15 protein-coding genes are annotated in these 15,761 nt (G+C 49.9%); 7 read left to right on the top strand and 8 right to left on the bottom strand.

The window, feature by feature from the left end; all coding sequences use genetic code 11:
• The first annotated feature begins 8 nt into the window (after positions 1 to 8).
• Positions 9 to 1,505 carry a RagB/SusD family nutrient uptake outer membrane protein gene (locus ICL07_RS00510; RefSeq protein WP_188085999.1) on the top strand — a complete coding sequence of 499 codons (1,497 nt, stop codon included), beginning with the start codon at positions 9 to 11 and terminating at the stop codon, positions 1,503 to 1,505.
• A gap of 51 nt (positions 1,506 to 1,556) precedes the next feature.
• Here the strand turns inward: ICL07_RS00510 and ICL07_RS00505 are convergent, their stop codons facing one another.
• Complete coding sequence (locus tag ICL07_RS00505; RefSeq protein ID WP_188085998.1) at positions 1,557 to 2,123, bottom strand: methyltransferase family protein; 567 nt, start codon at positions 2,121 to 2,123, stop codon at positions 1,557 to 1,559.
• 146 nt (positions 2,124 to 2,269) lie between these two features.
• Here ICL07_RS00505 and trxA point away from each other — a divergent pair, with 146 nt between their 5' ends.
• On the top strand, positions 2,270 to 2,590 hold the full coding sequence (trxA, locus tag ICL07_RS00500) for a thioredoxin (RefSeq protein WP_188085997.1): 321 nt from the start codon (positions 2,270 to 2,272) through the stop codon (positions 2,588 to 2,590).
• Positions 2,591 to 2,624: 34 nt separating this feature from the next.
• Here trxA and ICL07_RS00495 read toward each other — a convergent pair whose 3' ends face one another.
• From ICL07_RS00495 to fbaA, 4 genes are all read right to left on the bottom strand, one after another.
• Positions 2,625 to 3,791, bottom strand: coding sequence for a tetratricopeptide repeat protein (locus ICL07_RS00495; RefSeq protein ID WP_188085996.1), 1,167 nt, complete (start codon positions 3,789 to 3,791; stop codon positions 2,625 to 2,627).
• 39 nt (positions 3,792 to 3,830) lie between these two features.
• Positions 3,831 to 4,268 carry an SsrA-binding protein SmpB gene (gene smpB, locus ICL07_RS00490; protein WP_188085995.1) on the bottom strand — a complete coding sequence of 146 codons (438 nt, stop codon included), beginning with the start codon at positions 4,266 to 4,268 and terminating at the stop codon, positions 3,831 to 3,833.
• Between the two features lie 110 nt (positions 4,269 to 4,378).
• Positions 4,379 to 5,227: an acetyl-CoA carboxylase, carboxyltransferase subunit beta gene (gene accD, locus ICL07_RS00485; RefSeq protein WP_188085994.1), complete on the bottom strand. Its 849-nt coding sequence runs from the start codon at positions 5,225 to 5,227 to the stop codon at positions 4,379 to 4,381.
• Positions 5,228 to 5,425: 198 nt separating this feature from the next.
• Positions 5,426 to 6,490, bottom strand: coding sequence for a class II fructose-bisphosphate aldolase (gene fbaA / locus ICL07_RS00480; RefSeq protein ID WP_188085993.1), 1,065 nt, complete (start codon positions 6,488 to 6,490; stop codon positions 5,426 to 5,428).
• 135 nt (positions 6,491 to 6,625) lie between these two features.
• Between fbaA and ICL07_RS00475 the strand changes: the two genes are divergently transcribed.
• Positions 6,626 to 7,441 carry an alpha/beta fold hydrolase gene (locus ICL07_RS00475; protein WP_188085992.1) on the top strand — a complete coding sequence of 272 codons (816 nt, stop codon included), beginning with the start codon at positions 6,626 to 6,628 and terminating at the stop codon, positions 7,439 to 7,441.
• Positions 7,442 to 7,498: 57 nt separating this feature from the next.
• On the opposite strand, the gene ICL07_RS00470 is transcribed toward ICL07_RS00475, so the two are convergent.
• From ICL07_RS00470 to ICL07_RS00460, 3 genes are all read right to left on the bottom strand, one after another.
• Positions 7,499 to 7,942: a QcrA and Rieske domain-containing protein gene (locus ICL07_RS00470; RefSeq protein WP_188085991.1), complete on the bottom strand. Its 444-nt coding sequence runs from the start codon at positions 7,940 to 7,942 to the stop codon at positions 7,499 to 7,501.
• Positions 7,943 to 8,006: 64 nt separating this feature from the next.
• A complete protein-coding gene (locus tag ICL07_RS00465; protein WP_188085990.1) occupies positions 8,007 to 8,795 on the bottom strand; it encodes a helical backbone metal receptor in 789 nt (262 codons plus the stop codon).
• Between the two features lie 4 nt (positions 8,796 to 8,799).
• Entirely contained in the window at positions 8,800 to 10,158 is a 1,359-nt protein-coding gene (locus ICL07_RS00460; RefSeq protein WP_188085989.1) for a pyridoxal-phosphate dependent enzyme, read from the bottom strand.
• A 305-nt stretch (positions 10,159 to 10,463) separates the two neighbouring features.
• Here ICL07_RS00460 and bioD point away from each other — a divergent pair, with 305 nt between their 5' ends.
• From bioD to rnr, 4 genes are read left to right on the top strand one after another with little or no spacing between them, the layout of a single operon-like run.
• Positions 10,464 to 11,105 carry a dethiobiotin synthase gene (gene bioD / locus ICL07_RS00455; protein WP_188085988.1) on the top strand — a complete coding sequence of 214 codons (642 nt, stop codon included), beginning with the start codon at positions 10,464 to 10,466 and terminating at the stop codon, positions 11,103 to 11,105.
• Positions 11,102 to 11,692, top strand: coding sequence for a 5-formyltetrahydrofolate cyclo-ligase (locus ICL07_RS00450; protein WP_188085987.1), 591 nt, complete (start codon positions 11,102 to 11,104; stop codon positions 11,690 to 11,692). The genes bioD and ICL07_RS00450 overlap by 4 nt, the downstream gene beginning before the upstream one ends.
• On the top strand, positions 11,686 to 12,765 hold the full coding sequence (gene lpxK / locus ICL07_RS00445) for a tetraacyldisaccharide 4'-kinase (protein ID WP_343070946.1): 1,080 nt from the start codon (positions 11,686 to 11,688) through the stop codon (positions 12,763 to 12,765). The genes ICL07_RS00450 and lpxK overlap by 7 nt, the downstream gene beginning before the upstream one ends.
• A gap of 14 nt (positions 12,766 to 12,779) precedes the next feature.
• Positions 12,780 to 15,752, top strand: a complete 2,973-nt coding sequence (rnr, locus tag ICL07_RS00440) for a ribonuclease R (protein ID WP_223151710.1) — start codon at positions 12,780 to 12,782, stop codon at positions 15,750 to 15,752.
• Positions 15,753 to 15,761 lie beyond the last annotated feature (9 nt).

The raw sequence follows: 15,761 nt of genomic DNA, 5'->3' as shown, positions 1-15,761 counted from the left end.
ACTGTGTCATGAAAAAGAACAGACTATTATTCATCGCTATATTCGCCGCAGCCATTCTTTCGGCCTGCAACAAAAGCTTCCTGGATACGAAGCCTACCAATGCTGTGCCCGATGACCAGGTGTTTAATTCGGTAGACAACGCATCCACTGCGCTGACCGGTATCTGGGCCTATATGTTTGAAACCTACTTCACCTTCGCGGTACCCGGTATCAAATCGCTGGACCTTACCAGCGATGCGATGGGCAGCGATGTGGCCCTCACCACTTCGTATGGTTTCAGGGATTCCTATACGTTTATCGAAATGACGGATAATACCAAAAACAGGGTAAGCGCTTATTGGACTATCCTGTACAAAACCATCGATAACTGCAACAACTTCCTGTCTAAAATAGACCAGGTTCCCGGTGACGATGCCAAACGTAAACTGCTGAAAGGCCAGGCCTCCGCTTTACGGGGCTGGTGCTACCTGACGCTGGCAGAATTTTATTCTTTCGGTGTTACGACCAGTGCTACCGGAAAATCCGTTCCCATTTACACCGATCCGGCTAATCCGGCTACACCCGGCAAGCCCAGATCCAGCGTAACGCAGGTGTATCAGCAGGCTATCAGCGATCTGACAGCGGCGCTGCCTTTACTGGCGGATTACCAGCGCGATGCTACGCAGAAGTTTAAAATCGATGCCAATGTAGCCAATGGGTTACTGGCGCGGGCCTACCTGTACAGCAACCAGCCGGCTAAAGCCATCGATCCGGCTGTGGCAGCCCGTCAGGGGTACTCTTTGATGTCCGGCGACGATTACAACAAAGGTTTTAACGACGTCAACAACCCGGAATGGATCTGGGGCCAGCCACAAACGCCCAACCAGAACGTAGCTGCTTCTACCTTCAACTTCCTGGACGTATCTACACCGGTGGCTTACTACAAAAGCTTCAAGGCTGATCCCTGGTTCCAGGGCTATTTTGACAGCACTGATGTACGTTTCCGTTTGTTCCAGTGGAGTACTACCGGTCCGGGCGCCTTACTCTATAAAAAATTCCGTTTCCGTGATCCCGGCGCCCAGGTGGCCGACGTGGTGCTGATGCGGTCTGCCGAGATGTACCTGATTGAAGCAGAAAGTTATGCCCGTACGGCTAATAACGCCAAAGCGGCAGAGGCCCTGAATGCATTAAGATCCGTCAGAAGTTCCCATCCTTACAATGGTGGCGGTCAGGTACTCGATAGTATCCTGCTGGAAAGAAGAAAGGAATTATGGGGCGAAGGATTTTCCCTGGTAGATATTATTCGTACCGGCGGTACCGTAGTGAGAAAGCCGTTTAAGAATTTCAACGGCGGCGATAGCATTATCAATGTGCGGCAGCCCGACGGTTCTGTGATACCGGTACGCGGGGTAGGGCATCGCACGCTTACACTGCCGGATAAGAGCGCATTCGTGCCTAACAGCCCTTATTATCTATTCGCTATTCCGCTCAGTGAGATACAGAACAATCCGAATCTCAACAACTAGTTTTTACCCTTCATAAATCGAGAGCCTTTGGAATTCTTTCCAAAGGCTTTTTTAATATATCCAGGGAAGAATACGATGGGTATGTTGCATATACTCGTTGTATTCGTTACCGAACTGCGTTGTCAGCATTTTCTCTTCAATATCCATCCGGTAAATAAAAGCCGCCAGCACCGGTATAAACGCCATGACGAGTCCCAGCCAGTTGTTGAGCGACAACCCGAAGCCCAGGAAAGACAGCAATGAACCGGCATAGGCCGGATGCCGCAACACGCTGTAAATACCATCTTTTTTCAGGCGATGGTCTTTGCGGATAGTGACTACCACTGTAAACAACCGGCCCAGCGAGGCGATGGCATAAAAGCGCAGTATCATACCCAGCAGGATCACCGAAAGCCCTATATAGTTCATCAGGCTGCCTTGCTGCAGGATGGGGAATTTCGTCTGGTAAGACAGGTATATCGATACATTGATGCTGATCAGGATCACGATCCAGATATAGGCCAGGCTACCTTTGTCCTGTCGCTTTTTGTCTTCCGGCGCTCCTCCCCGCAGTATACGATGTAATAATATCTCTGAAAGAAACCAAACCATGTAAATAACGGAGGACAGGATGTTCATCGGTGGGGAATATTGAAATGATAAATATACCTAATATATGAAATGTTTTCAACGTCGTCAACATTTTCTTGCAGTAACGCTTCCAACGCATCCATTATCAAGTGTTTAAAATAGCGTATTTTGCAGGTGGATTAAATTAGTGTGCTATGGAAAACCTGCAAGCGATTCTCCAGTCAGATACCCCGGTCCTGATCGACTGTTTTGCCGTTTGGTGCGGCCCCTGTAAAATGATGCCGCCTATTCTGAAAGAGGTGAAAGATAAGTTTGGAGATAAACTCCGGATCATCAAGATTGATATAGATAAAAACCAGCAACTGGCAGCCCAATGGCAGATCAGCAGTGTGCCTACCATGTTGCTGTTTAAAAATGGTAAAATGGCCTGGCGCCAAAGCGGGGTGGTACCTGCACATCAGCTGATACCGGTGTTGGCCCCTATGATTTCATCGTCCCAGGGAACCCATGGCTGAAGCCCCGGGGGGACATGGAGCCCCATATCGTCGATTAATTAACGTATGAATAAAAACTCCTCAAATCCCGCTCCAGCTGGTCGTATATCGGCCTTGTAAACTCAACAAACAACTCCTGTGGTGGGGGCGGTGCTATATCCTGGCCGCCGATCTGCTTTTTGTCTTCTTCGCTGAGTGCGCGGGAATCGCCGCGGTAGGTACCGAATTGATTGAGCCAGGTGTAACTGCCGGGAATGCGGTCGGTACGGAGTACACGGTTGTTGTAAACATCGGTGATCTGATAATCGAGCAGTCCTTTGGATACCACTGTTTTTTTGGTGGTAAAGATGGTCGCTTTTACGATAGTGCGGATATCAATGGTTTTACCGGAGGTGTCTTTGGTGGTGCCGGTAACAATTTCTTTGGAAACCTCGCGCTGGAGGCGGTCAACATAGGTTTGGCCCACTACAAAGTCCATGAAGCGCAGAGAGATGTACTGGTCCGGTTGCAGGTTTTCTGCCCGGGCAAAACGTTCGTCGTGAAATTCAACAAAGCGGTTGACGTTGCGTTGTTCCAGGGTACGTACCAGGTAGTCCCGGAACTGGTCGGCGCTAAACTGGAAGTAGGGAGAGCGTACATCGATTTCGCTCACTACTACATGGATAATGCCGGCCTGGAAGGCTTCTTCCTTCCGTTCTTTGGCATCGCGGAAGTTGGGGAGGAGTTTAAGGGCGGCAGCAAATTCGTCATATGCTTTGCGGGCGCTGGCCTTGTCGCCTCGTTGCATGAGGGCGTTCCCTTCATCGTAACGGGTTTGGGCGGCGTTTTCCAGGGCGCCGGTAATGGCATCGCGGTAGTCTTTCGGCGTTACTACGCCCAGGGCGGCAGGAGAGCTGTGAATAGCGTCGTATAGCCGTTGCATGGCCCTGTATTCATTCCGTACGGCCTCCCATTTGTGCAGGTTGTTGGAGCGGAGGAGGGCATTTACCCGGTCTTCGTGCAACTGTTGGGCGTGACGGTAGGCTTCGGGTAGCAGTTGCAGGGCGGTAACTTCCTGGGGTTTGCTTTGCAGCTTTTTCACGAAAGCGGTCACTGCATCATCGTACTTGCCTTTCTGGTAGAGTTTTTCGCCGGAACGGCAACTCCACAATACCAGGCAGCATAACAGGCATAGTACGCCCCATATTCTGGTGGAGCGGATAGGTAAACTAATCGTATTCAAGGGATGGAGTTTAAGCAGTAACGGTTGCTTGCGCCTTGGTTATTTGATCTGGCGGCGTAATTCCCTGTCAGACTCCCGTTGTTTGATGGATTCCCGTTTGTCGTACAGTTTTTTACCCTTGCCTACACCTATTTCCATTTTGGCAAGACTTTTTTCGGTGATGAATATACGAAGGGGAACGATGGTATAACCACGCTCCTTGATTTTGTTTTCGATTTTTTTCAACTCCCGTTTGGTCAACAACAATTTTCTTTCGCGCAGGGGATCATGATTGGCGCTGGTGCCGTGTGAGTATTCGGCGATGTGCAGGCTTTTAACAAACAGTTCTCCTTTTGAAAAATAGCAAAAAGAGTCATTAAAACTGACCCTGCTGGCTCTGATAGACTTAATCTCGGTTCCTGTCAATACCATTCCCGCAATAAATTTCTCTTCTATTGCGTACTCAAAATATGCTGATCTGTTCTTTAATTCGGCCATGGGGTGAAAAATTTGGGATTTTCGGATTTTTTGATTTTGTGATGTAAAACAGAGCTGATGGTCTCCCAAAATTCCAAAATCAAAAAATCCGAAAATCCCAAAATGATTATCTAGTTTTTGAAGAGACTGAGCAAATTAGCCAGTTTTATTTTTAATTCTTTCCGGTCCATGATGAAATCCAGGAAGCCGTGTTCCAGCAGGAACTCAGCGCTTTGGAAGCCAGGAGGGAGGTCCTTTTTAATCGTTTCCTTGATGATCCTCGGGCCGGCAAAGCCGATCAGGGCGCCCGGTTCAGCAATGTTTACGTCTCCCAGCATAGCGAAGGAAGCGGTTACACCACCGGTAGTGGGATCTGTCATCATGGAAATAAAGGGCAGCCGGGCATTGGCGAGCTGGGTCAGTTTGGCGGAAGTTTTAGCCATCTGCATCAGGGAGAAGGCACTTTCCATCATACGGGCGCCGCCGGATTTGGAAATGATCATCAACGGCATTTTGTGCACAATGCAATAGTCGATGGAGCGGGCGATTTTTTCACCTACTACAGAACCCATTGAGCCACCGATGAAGTTGAAGTCCATACAGGCCACTACCAGGTTTAATCCGTTTGTCTTGCCAACGCCAACAGTCATGGCGTCTTTCAGACCGGATTTTTTCTGAGCATCCTTCAGCCTTTCGGAGTAAGGTTTCAGGTCTTTAAAGCCCAGGAAATCGGTAGGGTAAATATTGGAAAACAGTTCCTCGAACTGGTTGTCGTCAAAAATGATTTCGAAATACTCCTTGGAGTTGATACGGTTGTGATAGTTACATTTGTCACACACGTAGTAGTGCTCCTTCAGATCCTTAACAGTGGTGGTTTTTTTACAGTTAGGACACTTGTGCCACAACCCGTCCGGTGCTTCTTTCTTCTCACTGGTGGAGGTGGAGATGCCTTGTTTAATTCGCTTAAACCAGCTTGACATATTTTACTATTAGATTAGAAAATAGTGGTGCAAGATACGAATTAATGCATAAAACCAAACAACTGTGGTTTGTTATCCCCCGGAAATGTGAGGAATTGTCCTATTTTAACTCCTAAAAATGAAGCGGAAACAAAAGCGATTATTTTAATATAAGTCGCTTTGTTTCCGCTTCAGGCGGTTATAAATAAAATAGCGGTATTAGTTTCTGTTGATGCAGTTCAGGTCACGGAACGCTTCTTCCAGGCGTTTTACAAAGGTTTCTTCACCTTTGCGCAGCCATACGCGCGGATCGTAGTATTTTTTGTTCGGTTTGTCCGCACCTTCAGGGTTGCCCAGCTGAGCCTGCAGGTATTCTTTTTTACCTTCGTAGAAGTCGTGTACGCCTTCCCAGAATGCCCATTGCATATCGGTATCAATATTCATTTTGATAACGCCGTAACCCAGGGCTTCGCTGATCTGATGTTTCGGAGAACCGCTGCCGCCATGGAATACATAGTATACCGGTTTAGCAGGGGTACCGAATTTCTGCTGGATAAATTCCTGGCTGTTCTGCAGGATGATCGGACGCAGCTCTACGTTACCCGGGCTGTATACGCCATGTACGTTACCAAAGGCAGCAGCCACGGTGAAACGGGGACCTACCTTGGACAGCACTTCATACGCGTAAGCCACGTCTTCAGGCTGAGTATAGAGCTTGGAGTTGTCTACGCCGGAGTTGTCCACACCGTCTTCTTCACCGCCGGTTACACCCAGCTCGATTTCGATGGACATACCCAGTTTGTTCATCCGCTCAAAGTATTTATGGGAGATCTCGATGTTTTCCTGGATAGGCTCTTCGGAAAGGTCCAGCATGTGAGAGCTGTACAGCGGTTGACCGGTTTGTTTGAAGAACGTTTCACCTGCGTCCAGCAGACCGTCGATCCAGGGCAGCCATTTTTTAGCGGCGTGGTCAGTATGGAGTACAACCGGAACACCATAGTATTTAGCTACTTCATGCACATGCTTCGCACCGGAGATACCGCCGGCAATGTTTGCCTGCAGTTTGTCATTCGGCATGCCTTTACCAGCAAAAAACTGGGCGCCACCATTGGAAAACTGTATAATGACCGGTGAATTTACTTTGGCAGCTGTTTCCAGAACCGCGTTCACTGAGTTGGTTCCTACTACGTTCACGGCAGGCATAGCAAATCCGTTGTCTTTGGCATCGTTATACAGCGCATCCAGCTCTTCGCCGAATAATACGCCAGCTCTGTATTTTCCCATACTTTAAAATGTATTTGTTTTTTTAGGAAAGCAAATATACACAGTAAAAAATAAGATTTATAGCGAAATGTATTTTTCTCTCCGCTGAAAAATACAGGCGGAAAAACGTATTTTAACCACTTATTCGTTACTGTTATGCGTAAACTCCTTTGCTCCGTACTTTTATTGATCCCCTTTATAAACCTGTCTGCCAGCCCGTTTGATCGGAATGCAAACGATTCCATAAATTACTTCCGCTCTTTCGATGGCACCCGTATTCATTATTCGGTGAAAGGCAACGGTCAACCCGTTATCCTCGTGCACGGTTTTATCACCAATGGTGATTCCTGGCCCACCACACCGCTGTACGATTCGCTGCTGCGGCACAACTTCCGCATTATCATACTGGATCTGCGCGGCAACGGCACTTCAGACCATCCGCACGATAGTCTCGCCTACACCGGGGACGCGGAAGCACGGGACGTCATGGCGCTCGCCCGGCACCTGCAACTGCCCGCCTATCAGGTGGTAGGGTACTCCAGAGGCTCTATTATCACCGCCCGCCTGCTGGTGCTGGACTCCTCGGTTACCTGTGCTGTACTCGGTGGCATCGGTACCGGCTTCACTAACCCGGAATGGCCACGCCGGCTCAAATTCTACGACGCCCTCTCCGGTAAAGATGTCCCGGAACTAACCGCCATGGTTAAAAACGTACAGGCGAAAGGGTTAGACCAAAGGGCGCTCGCCCTCATGCAATGGGGACAGCCGTTTACGTCTCCGGCTGAATTGTCAAAAGTAGAACAACCGGTACTGGTGATCGGGGGAGATAAGGATGAAGACAATGATACCGGCGGATCACTCGCCGCTATGATGCCACGGGGCATGCATGGCACCGTGGCCGGCGATCACGGCAGCGTGGTGCGCTCACCGTACTTCGCCGGATGGGTACTGGATTTCCTGTTGAAACACTAAATGAATTACGAATTACGAATTTGAAACCTATTTGCCCCATTCGTAATTCGTAATTTTTTAGGCGACGGTTAATGTATTACCGTTGACAGTAATCGTATACGCTGTTAAAGGCGACGTGGCCGGCCCTGTATTCACGGCGCCACTGGTAGCATACCTGCTGCCATGGCCACAAGGCGCATTACATTCAATCAGCCTGGTTGTGTTGTTGAAAGTGGCTACCGTACATCCCTGATGGGTACAGGTGCTGGACAATGCCACAAAGTCGGCTGCCGTTTTACCCGTACCGGTACGGATAATAATGACACCGTTGCCGATTTTAAAATCGCCGGGATTAGGAAGGTCGGTGCCCAGATTGAGCGACAGCTTAGCGTTAGACCCGCCCGGTGCAGGCTGTGGTGAATCGCCGTAACCACCGCCACCTTTACTGCAGGCTGCCAGTCCGCCTATACAAGCCAATGTCAGTGTCATCCCGATATGGGAGACAAAATCTCTTCGTTCCATAAAATGTATTTGCTACTGTTACGAAACGGGAAACGGAAGGGTTGCTTCAGTGAGAAATGTATATTTAAGCAGACGACTGCAATGACGACAACAAATCAGTGAAATAGGCCGGCGCTTCCAGCAAACGGCTGCCATACCAGGAAAACATCTCCCCATCCACCAGCAACACCCGGGCTTCGGGTAATATAGCCTGTATTTCCGCGATATGTTTTTCTTTGAAGGGATAAGGCTCGGAAGACAACAATACCAGCCTGCAACCGCTGGCTGCCAGCTGACCGGCGTCTATGGCAGGGTAACGGGGAATGCCGCTGAAAATATTCTGTAAACCGCAACGCTGCAGCATATGATGAATAAAAGTATCGCCACCGGCGGCCATCCACGGATCACGCCAGATAAGGTAGGCGGCAGGAATGGGAGCGGGGAGCGGTGGCAAGGCGGCGAAACGTTGCCGGATACCGGCTGCCAGCTGATTGGCTGCTTCGGCTTTCCGGGTGATAGCACCAATGCCGGTAATCATCTCACAGGCATCTTCCAGGGTATGAATATCACTGACCCACACCGGGTACGTTTCCATCAGCGCTTCTACATCTGCTGCGGTATTCTCTTCCTTGTTGGCAATAATAAGATCCGGTGATAACGCTTTAATGGCGTCCATACGCACATTTTTGGTGCCGCCTATCCGCGTTTTGCTGCGAAACCAGCTGTCGGGATGTACACAGAATTTGGTGATGCCCACCACTTCCTGTTCCAGACCTAAAGTATATAATAGTTCCGTCTGCGAAGGCACCAGCGAAACGATCCGCTGTGGCGCCTCCGGCAGTACGATGATACGGTGCAACTGATCCTGGTACATACTACTAACGGCCCAGGGCCTGAATGATGTCGTATTTGGTAACGATGTGATGATCACCGCTTTCATCTTTGGTCATCACAGCACCGTTTTCCCGGTTAATGTAAACCGACAGTTTCTCTATCGGCGTGTCCTGGTTGACCATAGGGAAAGGAGCATGCATGATATCCTGTACAGTGGCGTCTTTCAGGTGTGGATTGTCGATGAGTTTGTTGAACAGGCCACTTTCTGATACGGCGCCAACGATGTCGCCGCCTTTGGTGACAGGGATATGTTCGATATCAAATTTACGCATGCGGGCGATGGCTTCACTCACTTTTTCTTCAGCGGCGATGGTGACCAGCGGCATGTTCCGGCGGGCATTTACGATATCCTTCACGGTTTTTACATCGAGGAAACCGCGCTCCATCATCCATTGGTCGTTATAAATTTTACCCACGTAACGGCTGCCATGGTCGTGGAAGATCACTACTACCACATCGTCGGGTTTCAGCGTGTCTTTTAGCTGGAGCAGCCCTGCTACAGCCGATCCGGCGGAGTAACCCACGAAGATGCCTTCTTCTTTGGTAATCCGGCGGGCCATCACGGCGCCATCTTTATCGGTTACTTTAGTGAAAGCATCAATCACGCTCATATCATAGTTCTGCGGTACAAAATCTTCGCCGATGCCTTCCGTGATATAAGGATACACTTCGCTCATATCTATTTCACCGGTTTCAAAATATTTTTTCAGCAACGAGCCATAGCTATCGATCGCCCATACTTTGATCGCAGGATTTTTTTCCTTGAGATATTTACCGGTACCGGTTACTGTGCCGCCGGTGCCGGTGGCTACAACGAGATGGGTGACTTTACCATCGGTCTGTTCCCATATTTCAGGACCGGTTTGTTCGTAGTGGGCATCGCGGTTGGCGAGGTTGTCGTATTGATTAACGTAAAACGAGTTGGGTATTTCGGTAGCCAGTCTTTTGGATACGGAGTAGTAGGAGCGCGGATCTTCAGGTTCCACGTTGGTGGGGCAGACAATCACTTCTGCACCTACTGCTTTGAGGATATCCACTTTTTCCTTGGATTGTTTATCGGTAGTGGTGAAAATACATTTGTATCCTTTGATCACCGCTGCCAGGGCCAGGCCCATACCGGTATTGCCGGAAGTGCCTTCAATGATGGTGCCGCCTGGTTTCAGCAGGCCTTTTTGTTCTGCTACTTCCACCATTTTAATGGCCATCCGGTCTTTAATGGAGTTGCCGGGATTAAAAAACTCCACTTTGGCGAACACGGGACAAGGGAGAGAGGCGGTTACGCGGTTCAGTTTTACCAGCGGGGTATGTCCTATCGTTTCGAGAATGTTTGCTGCGTATTTCATAAAATGAATGAGGTTGTGTACAACTGTAAATTACGAATTAAGCCTTAACAAACGGGTCGCTGCCGTTAATTTGCCGTAGCAGGCTTTAGCTGGCTACCGTGTGAAGCCGGTTATTTCTTTTTATTTTCCTGATAATGTTTTAGGTAGATGAATTTTTTTTAATAATAGCTGTGAAAAGATAAAAATCTTCCAAGTTTTATAAAATGTTAAAATCTTCATTTTCAACCGGCGGCTACCCATTTAAACAGCCTCCATTCGTAATTCGTAATTCATAATTCATAATTCCTCCGTTATATTTGCCGTTGATGAATCGAATATTTATAACCGGTATAGGCACCGGTGTAGGGAAAACCATCGTATCCGCCTGTGTAACCACTGCCCTGGAGGCCGACTACTGGAAGCCGGTACAGTCAGGGTCTGAAGAAGGAACAGACACCAGCACCGTCGGGTCTCTGGTGTCTAACGGCGTTACTGTCTGCCATCCGGAAGCCTATGTATTGAAGGAACCGGCTTCTCCCCACCTGGCTGCCCGCCTGGAAAATATAACTATCGACACCGATTATATCGTAACGCTGGCCAATCAGCTGCAACCGGTTCACCGCCCGCTGGTGATAGAAGGTGCCGGCGGACTGCTGGTACCGCTCACCGACGATATACTGACACTGGACCTGGTGCGCGACCTTGGCGCCGGCGTGATCATCGCCGCACAAAACTACCTGGGCAGCATTAACCACAGCCTGCTTACCGCCAGGGTACTGCAACATGCAGGCGTACCCGTTATAGGCTGGATCTTTGGCGGAGATTACCATACCAACGAAGATGATGTGGTGCGTCTGAGCGGATATCCCCGTATAGGCCGCATTCCACAGGCCGGGGAAGTCAATATGGCATTTGTAAGGCAACAGGCACAACTTTTGTCAGCTCCCTTAAAGGCGTTACTGGCATGATCACCAAAAAGGATATACGAAAACACTTCCTGGAGCAGCGCCTGAACCTCTCCGCAGCGATGGCGGCAGACCTCAACGAACGGCTGCTGGCCAATGCCCGCCAGCTGGATTACCAGGGAGTGCGTTACCTGCATCTTTTCCTGCCCATCTCTGAAAAAAAGGAGGTCGACACGTGGCCACTGGCCCACTGGCTACGGCAGCAACACCCGGAGATAGTGCTGGTGCTGTCCCGGTCAGACATGAAAACTGCCGCCATGGACCACTATGCCTGGTATACGGATACCGTACTGGTAAAAAACCGCTTTGGTATCCCTGAGCCGGAAAACGGGGAACCCGTCGATCCCGCATCCATCGACCTGGTGATGGTGCCTATGCTGGCTTTCGACCGGCAAGGCCAGCGTGTAGGTTACGGCAAAGGGATGTATGACCGCTTCCTCCATCAGTGTCGCCCCGATGTACGTACGGTAGGACTGTCACTCTTCGGCCCCATTGACGGGATCACGGATGCTGATGAACGGGACGTGCCGCTGCAGACGGTGGTAACACCTGACCTTATTTATCATTTTAAACAACCCTGGCAGTGCTGAAACTACTGAGTTACCTGAAAATACTTTTATATCCCTTCTCCCTGCTGTACGGCCTCGTGATGTGGGTCCGCAACCGTTTTTATGATAAAGGCCTGCTGACGGCCGTGGAGTTTGACCTGCCGGTGATTGCCTGTGGCAACCTCTCAGTAGGGGGCACCGGTAAAACCCCGCATGTAGAATACCTGATACGCCTGCTGAAAGACCAGTTCAGCGTTGCCACCCTGAGCAGGGGCTACAACCGCCGTACCAGCGGTTATATCCTGGCTGATGAACACAGCACCGCTTCAGATATAGGCGATGAACCCATGCAGTTTCACGCCAAATACCCCGATATCAAAGTGTGTGTGGGAGAGGAACGTATGCTGGCCATCCCTCAGTTGCTGGGAGATGAACCGGGTACCCAGGTGATCCTGCTGGATGACGCTTTCCAGCACCGGTCTGTTAAACCTGGCATGAACATCATGATTACGGAATACAGCCGGCTGTTTACCCGCGACCATGTGGTACCTTTCGGCCGTTTGCGGGAAGACCGCAGCGGTTATAAACGGGCCAACTGTATCATTGTATCCAAGTGCCCGCCGGATATGAGCCTGGCGGAAAAGGCAGCACTGGAAAAAGAAATTAACCCGTTGCCCGGTCAGCGGTTGTTTTTTACTACCTTGCAGTACGGCGCATTATTTGATATGACAACGCGGCAGCCAGTGAATGTTCCTGCATCGGCTACGGTGTTGCTCGCCTGCGGCATCGCGCGGCCGGAACCTTTGCTGGAGAAGTTGCAACAACAGTTCCGGCAGGTATACCTGCTGGCTTTCCCTGATCATTATTACTATTCAGAAAAAGATATCGCGAAAATCAAAAAAGAAAGAGAGGACATGGCGGGAACCGATAAAATGGTCATCACCACCGAAAAAGACGCCGTAAGGCTGCATCTCCTTCAAAAAGACCTGGCAGAACAAAACCTGCAAATTGCTGTTATGCCAGTGGAAATTTCGTTCCTCTTCGGAGAAGCGGAATCATTTAATAACTTTATTTTTGACTATGTGGTCCGGCAGTTGCCGGCCTTCGGTCAATAAGACTACAACCAAACATGAGTAAGAAAAAGAAAGATAAAAAGAACCCCGGCCAGAAGAAAACCTTCAAAGGCATCGTGGAATTGACAAGGTCAGGAATGGCCTTCGTGATTGTACCGGGCCTCGCCAGAGACATCATGGTAAAGCAGAAAAACCTGCACACTGCACTGGATAAAGATGAAGTCCTGGTAGACGTTATCAAACATGCCCATGGTGATGGCCGCCAGGAAGGCATCATAACGGACATCCTTAAACGCAATAAAACTGAATTTACCGGCACCCTGCAGGTCAGCAAAAGCTTCGGCTTCCTGATCACGGAAAAGGGTATGTTTATGCCGGATATCTATATCCCCGCCAACTCCCTGAACGGAGGCAAAAACGGCGATAAAGCCGTGGTGAAAGTGGTGGCCTGGGGTGAAAAAACCCGTAAACCCGTGGGAGAAGTGATTGAAGTCCTCGATGCCAGCGATACCAACGACCTGGCTATGAAGGAAATCCTTATCGAAGCCGGCTTCCCGCTCAACTTCCCCACGGAAGTAATGACGGAACTGACCGAACTGAAAGAGGAGATAACGGACACGGAAGTACGGAAACGTAAAGATTGCAGAAACATCCTCACCTTCACCATAGACCCCATCGACGCCAAAGACTTCGATGACGCCATCTCTATCCGGACGTTGAAAAACGGTCTTTATGAGATCGGGGTACATATCGCTGACGTAAGCCACTACGTGGTACCCGGAACAGAACTGGACAAGGAAGCGTCTAAACGTGCTACCTCTGTATACCTGCCAGACCGCGTACTGCCCATGCTGCCGGAGAAAATCTCCAACGAACTGTGTTCCCTGCGCCCGCATGAAGACAAACTGACTTTCTCCGCCATCTTCCAGATGAACGAAAAAGGAGAGGTGAAGCACTACTGGATCGGGCGGACGGTGATCCATTCCGACCATCGCTTCACCTACGAGGATGCACAGGAGGTAATTGAAACGAAGGAAGGACCTTATGAAAACGAAATCCTGCTGCTGAATAAAATAGCCCAAACGCTGCGTCAGCAACGTTTTGCACAGGGCGCCATTAACTTCTCTTCCCAGGAAGTACGCTTCAAACTAGATGAAACCGGCAAACCGATTGGTATTGTGGTGAAAGAAAGTAAGGAAGCACACCAGCTGATCGAAGAGTTCATGCTGCTGGCCAACAGGACTGTGGCTACCTATGTGTCCAAAATCAAAGTCAATAAACAACCGGTGCCTTTCCCGTACCGGGTGCATGATACGCCGGATCCGGATAAACTGAAGGTGTTTGCCGCTTTTGCCGGTAAATTCGGCTATAAGTTCGATACCAGTTCACCGGAAAACATTGCCCGCTCCTTTAACAAGATGCTGCAGCTGGTACAGGGTAAACCGGAACAGCATGTGCTGGAAACACTGGGCATCCGTACCATGGCAAAAGCAATATATACGGTGCAAAACGTGGGTCACTATGGATTGGGCTTTGAAGACTACTGTCACTTTACCTCGCCTATACGCCGTTACCCCGATGTACTCGTTCACCGGGTGGTAGCGGAATGCCTGGCCAATGAGATCCATCCGGATAAACAGATGGAGTCTAAATGCAAACACGATTCAGAAATGGAACGCAAAGCCATGGAGGCGGAGCGTGCTGCCAATAAATACAAGCAGGTAGAGTACATGCAACAGTATATTGGTCACACTTTTGAAGGCGTGATCAGCGGTGTGGCGCATTTTGGTTTCTGGGTAGAAACCGTGGATACCAAATGCGAAGGCCTTGTGAGCGTGCATAACCTCAACCGCAAAGAAGAGTTTGCCTTCAACGAAGCAGAATATGCGCTGGTAGGGCAAGCCTCCGGCCGCCGTTTCCGCATCGGTGAAAAAGTGACCATCCGCGTGGTGGCCGCCAACCTGGCCAAACGCCAGCTGGATTATGACCTGGACGGAGAACTGGCTACCGCAGCCGGCCGCGAGTTCAGGCCTGGTCAGCGCGAAGATCGCAGGGAGGGCCGCAACCGTGACCGTGACCGCAAAAAGAAAAAACAGAAACATGGTCAGCAGCCCTGGCAGCCAAGGGAAAAACAACCGTTTAAGCCGGCTGTATCTGCTCCTCCCATATCCCTGGAAACGCCACCCGAACCGGTAGTAGATCAGGTGATCACACAAACGCATGTCGTAGATCTGATTACGGCTGCACCGCCTGCTGTAACAGAACCGGCACCGGCTAAGAAAAAGAAAACCGGGAAAAAACCAGGAAGTGACAAAGCTGTCCAGGCTGCTGCAGTAGCGTCGCCAGCCCCGGAAGCTGAAGCAACGAAAGTCGCTTCAACATCTCCCGAAAAAATAAAAACACCCGTGGAAACTGTACCGGCTGCAAAAGCTTCCGGTAAAAAAGCAGCGAAAGCAGCGACTGAAAAGGAAATCAAAAAAGCAGCACCTGCTGAAACGAAAAAAGCCGCAGCTGTTAAGGATTCCGCTAAGAAAGCCGCTAAGCCTGAAACGGAGAAAACTGTACCGGCTGCTGCCACAAAAGCTGCCAAAGCGACTGCTGCCAAGCCTGCGGCTAAAAAGACCACTAAACAGGAAGCGGTGAAGGAAGTACCTGTGACGAAGGCCAAGCCCGCTAAAGTGGTTGTTACCAAGGCGGTCGCTAAAAAGGAGACGCCGGCAACGAAGGCTAAAGCCACCAAACCGGCAGCTACCAGGGCTACCGCTAAAAAGGCAACACCGAAAAAAGCGGCGGCCGCGCCGGCAAAAAAGGCGGCTGCTAAAAAAGCAACGGTAGCGCCAGCGAAGAAAGCGGCGGTAAAAGCACCTGCTAAGAAGTCTGCAGTGAAAGCACCCGCTAAAAAAGCGGCTGTGAAGGCGCCGGCTAAAAAGGCGGCTGTAGCAAAAGCACCGGCTAAGAAAGCGGCTGCGAAACCAGCGGTTAAAGCACCGGCCAAAAAAGCCGCTGCTAAAAAGAAGCCCAAAAAATAAACAAATAAA

The sequence above is a fragment of the Chitinophaga qingshengii genome, assembly GCF_014529935.1.
Lineage (GTDB): Bacteria > Bacteroidota > Bacteroidia > Chitinophagales > Chitinophagaceae > Chitinophaga > Chitinophaga qingshengii.
This window is presented reverse-complemented; position numbering and strand designations above follow the sequence as displayed.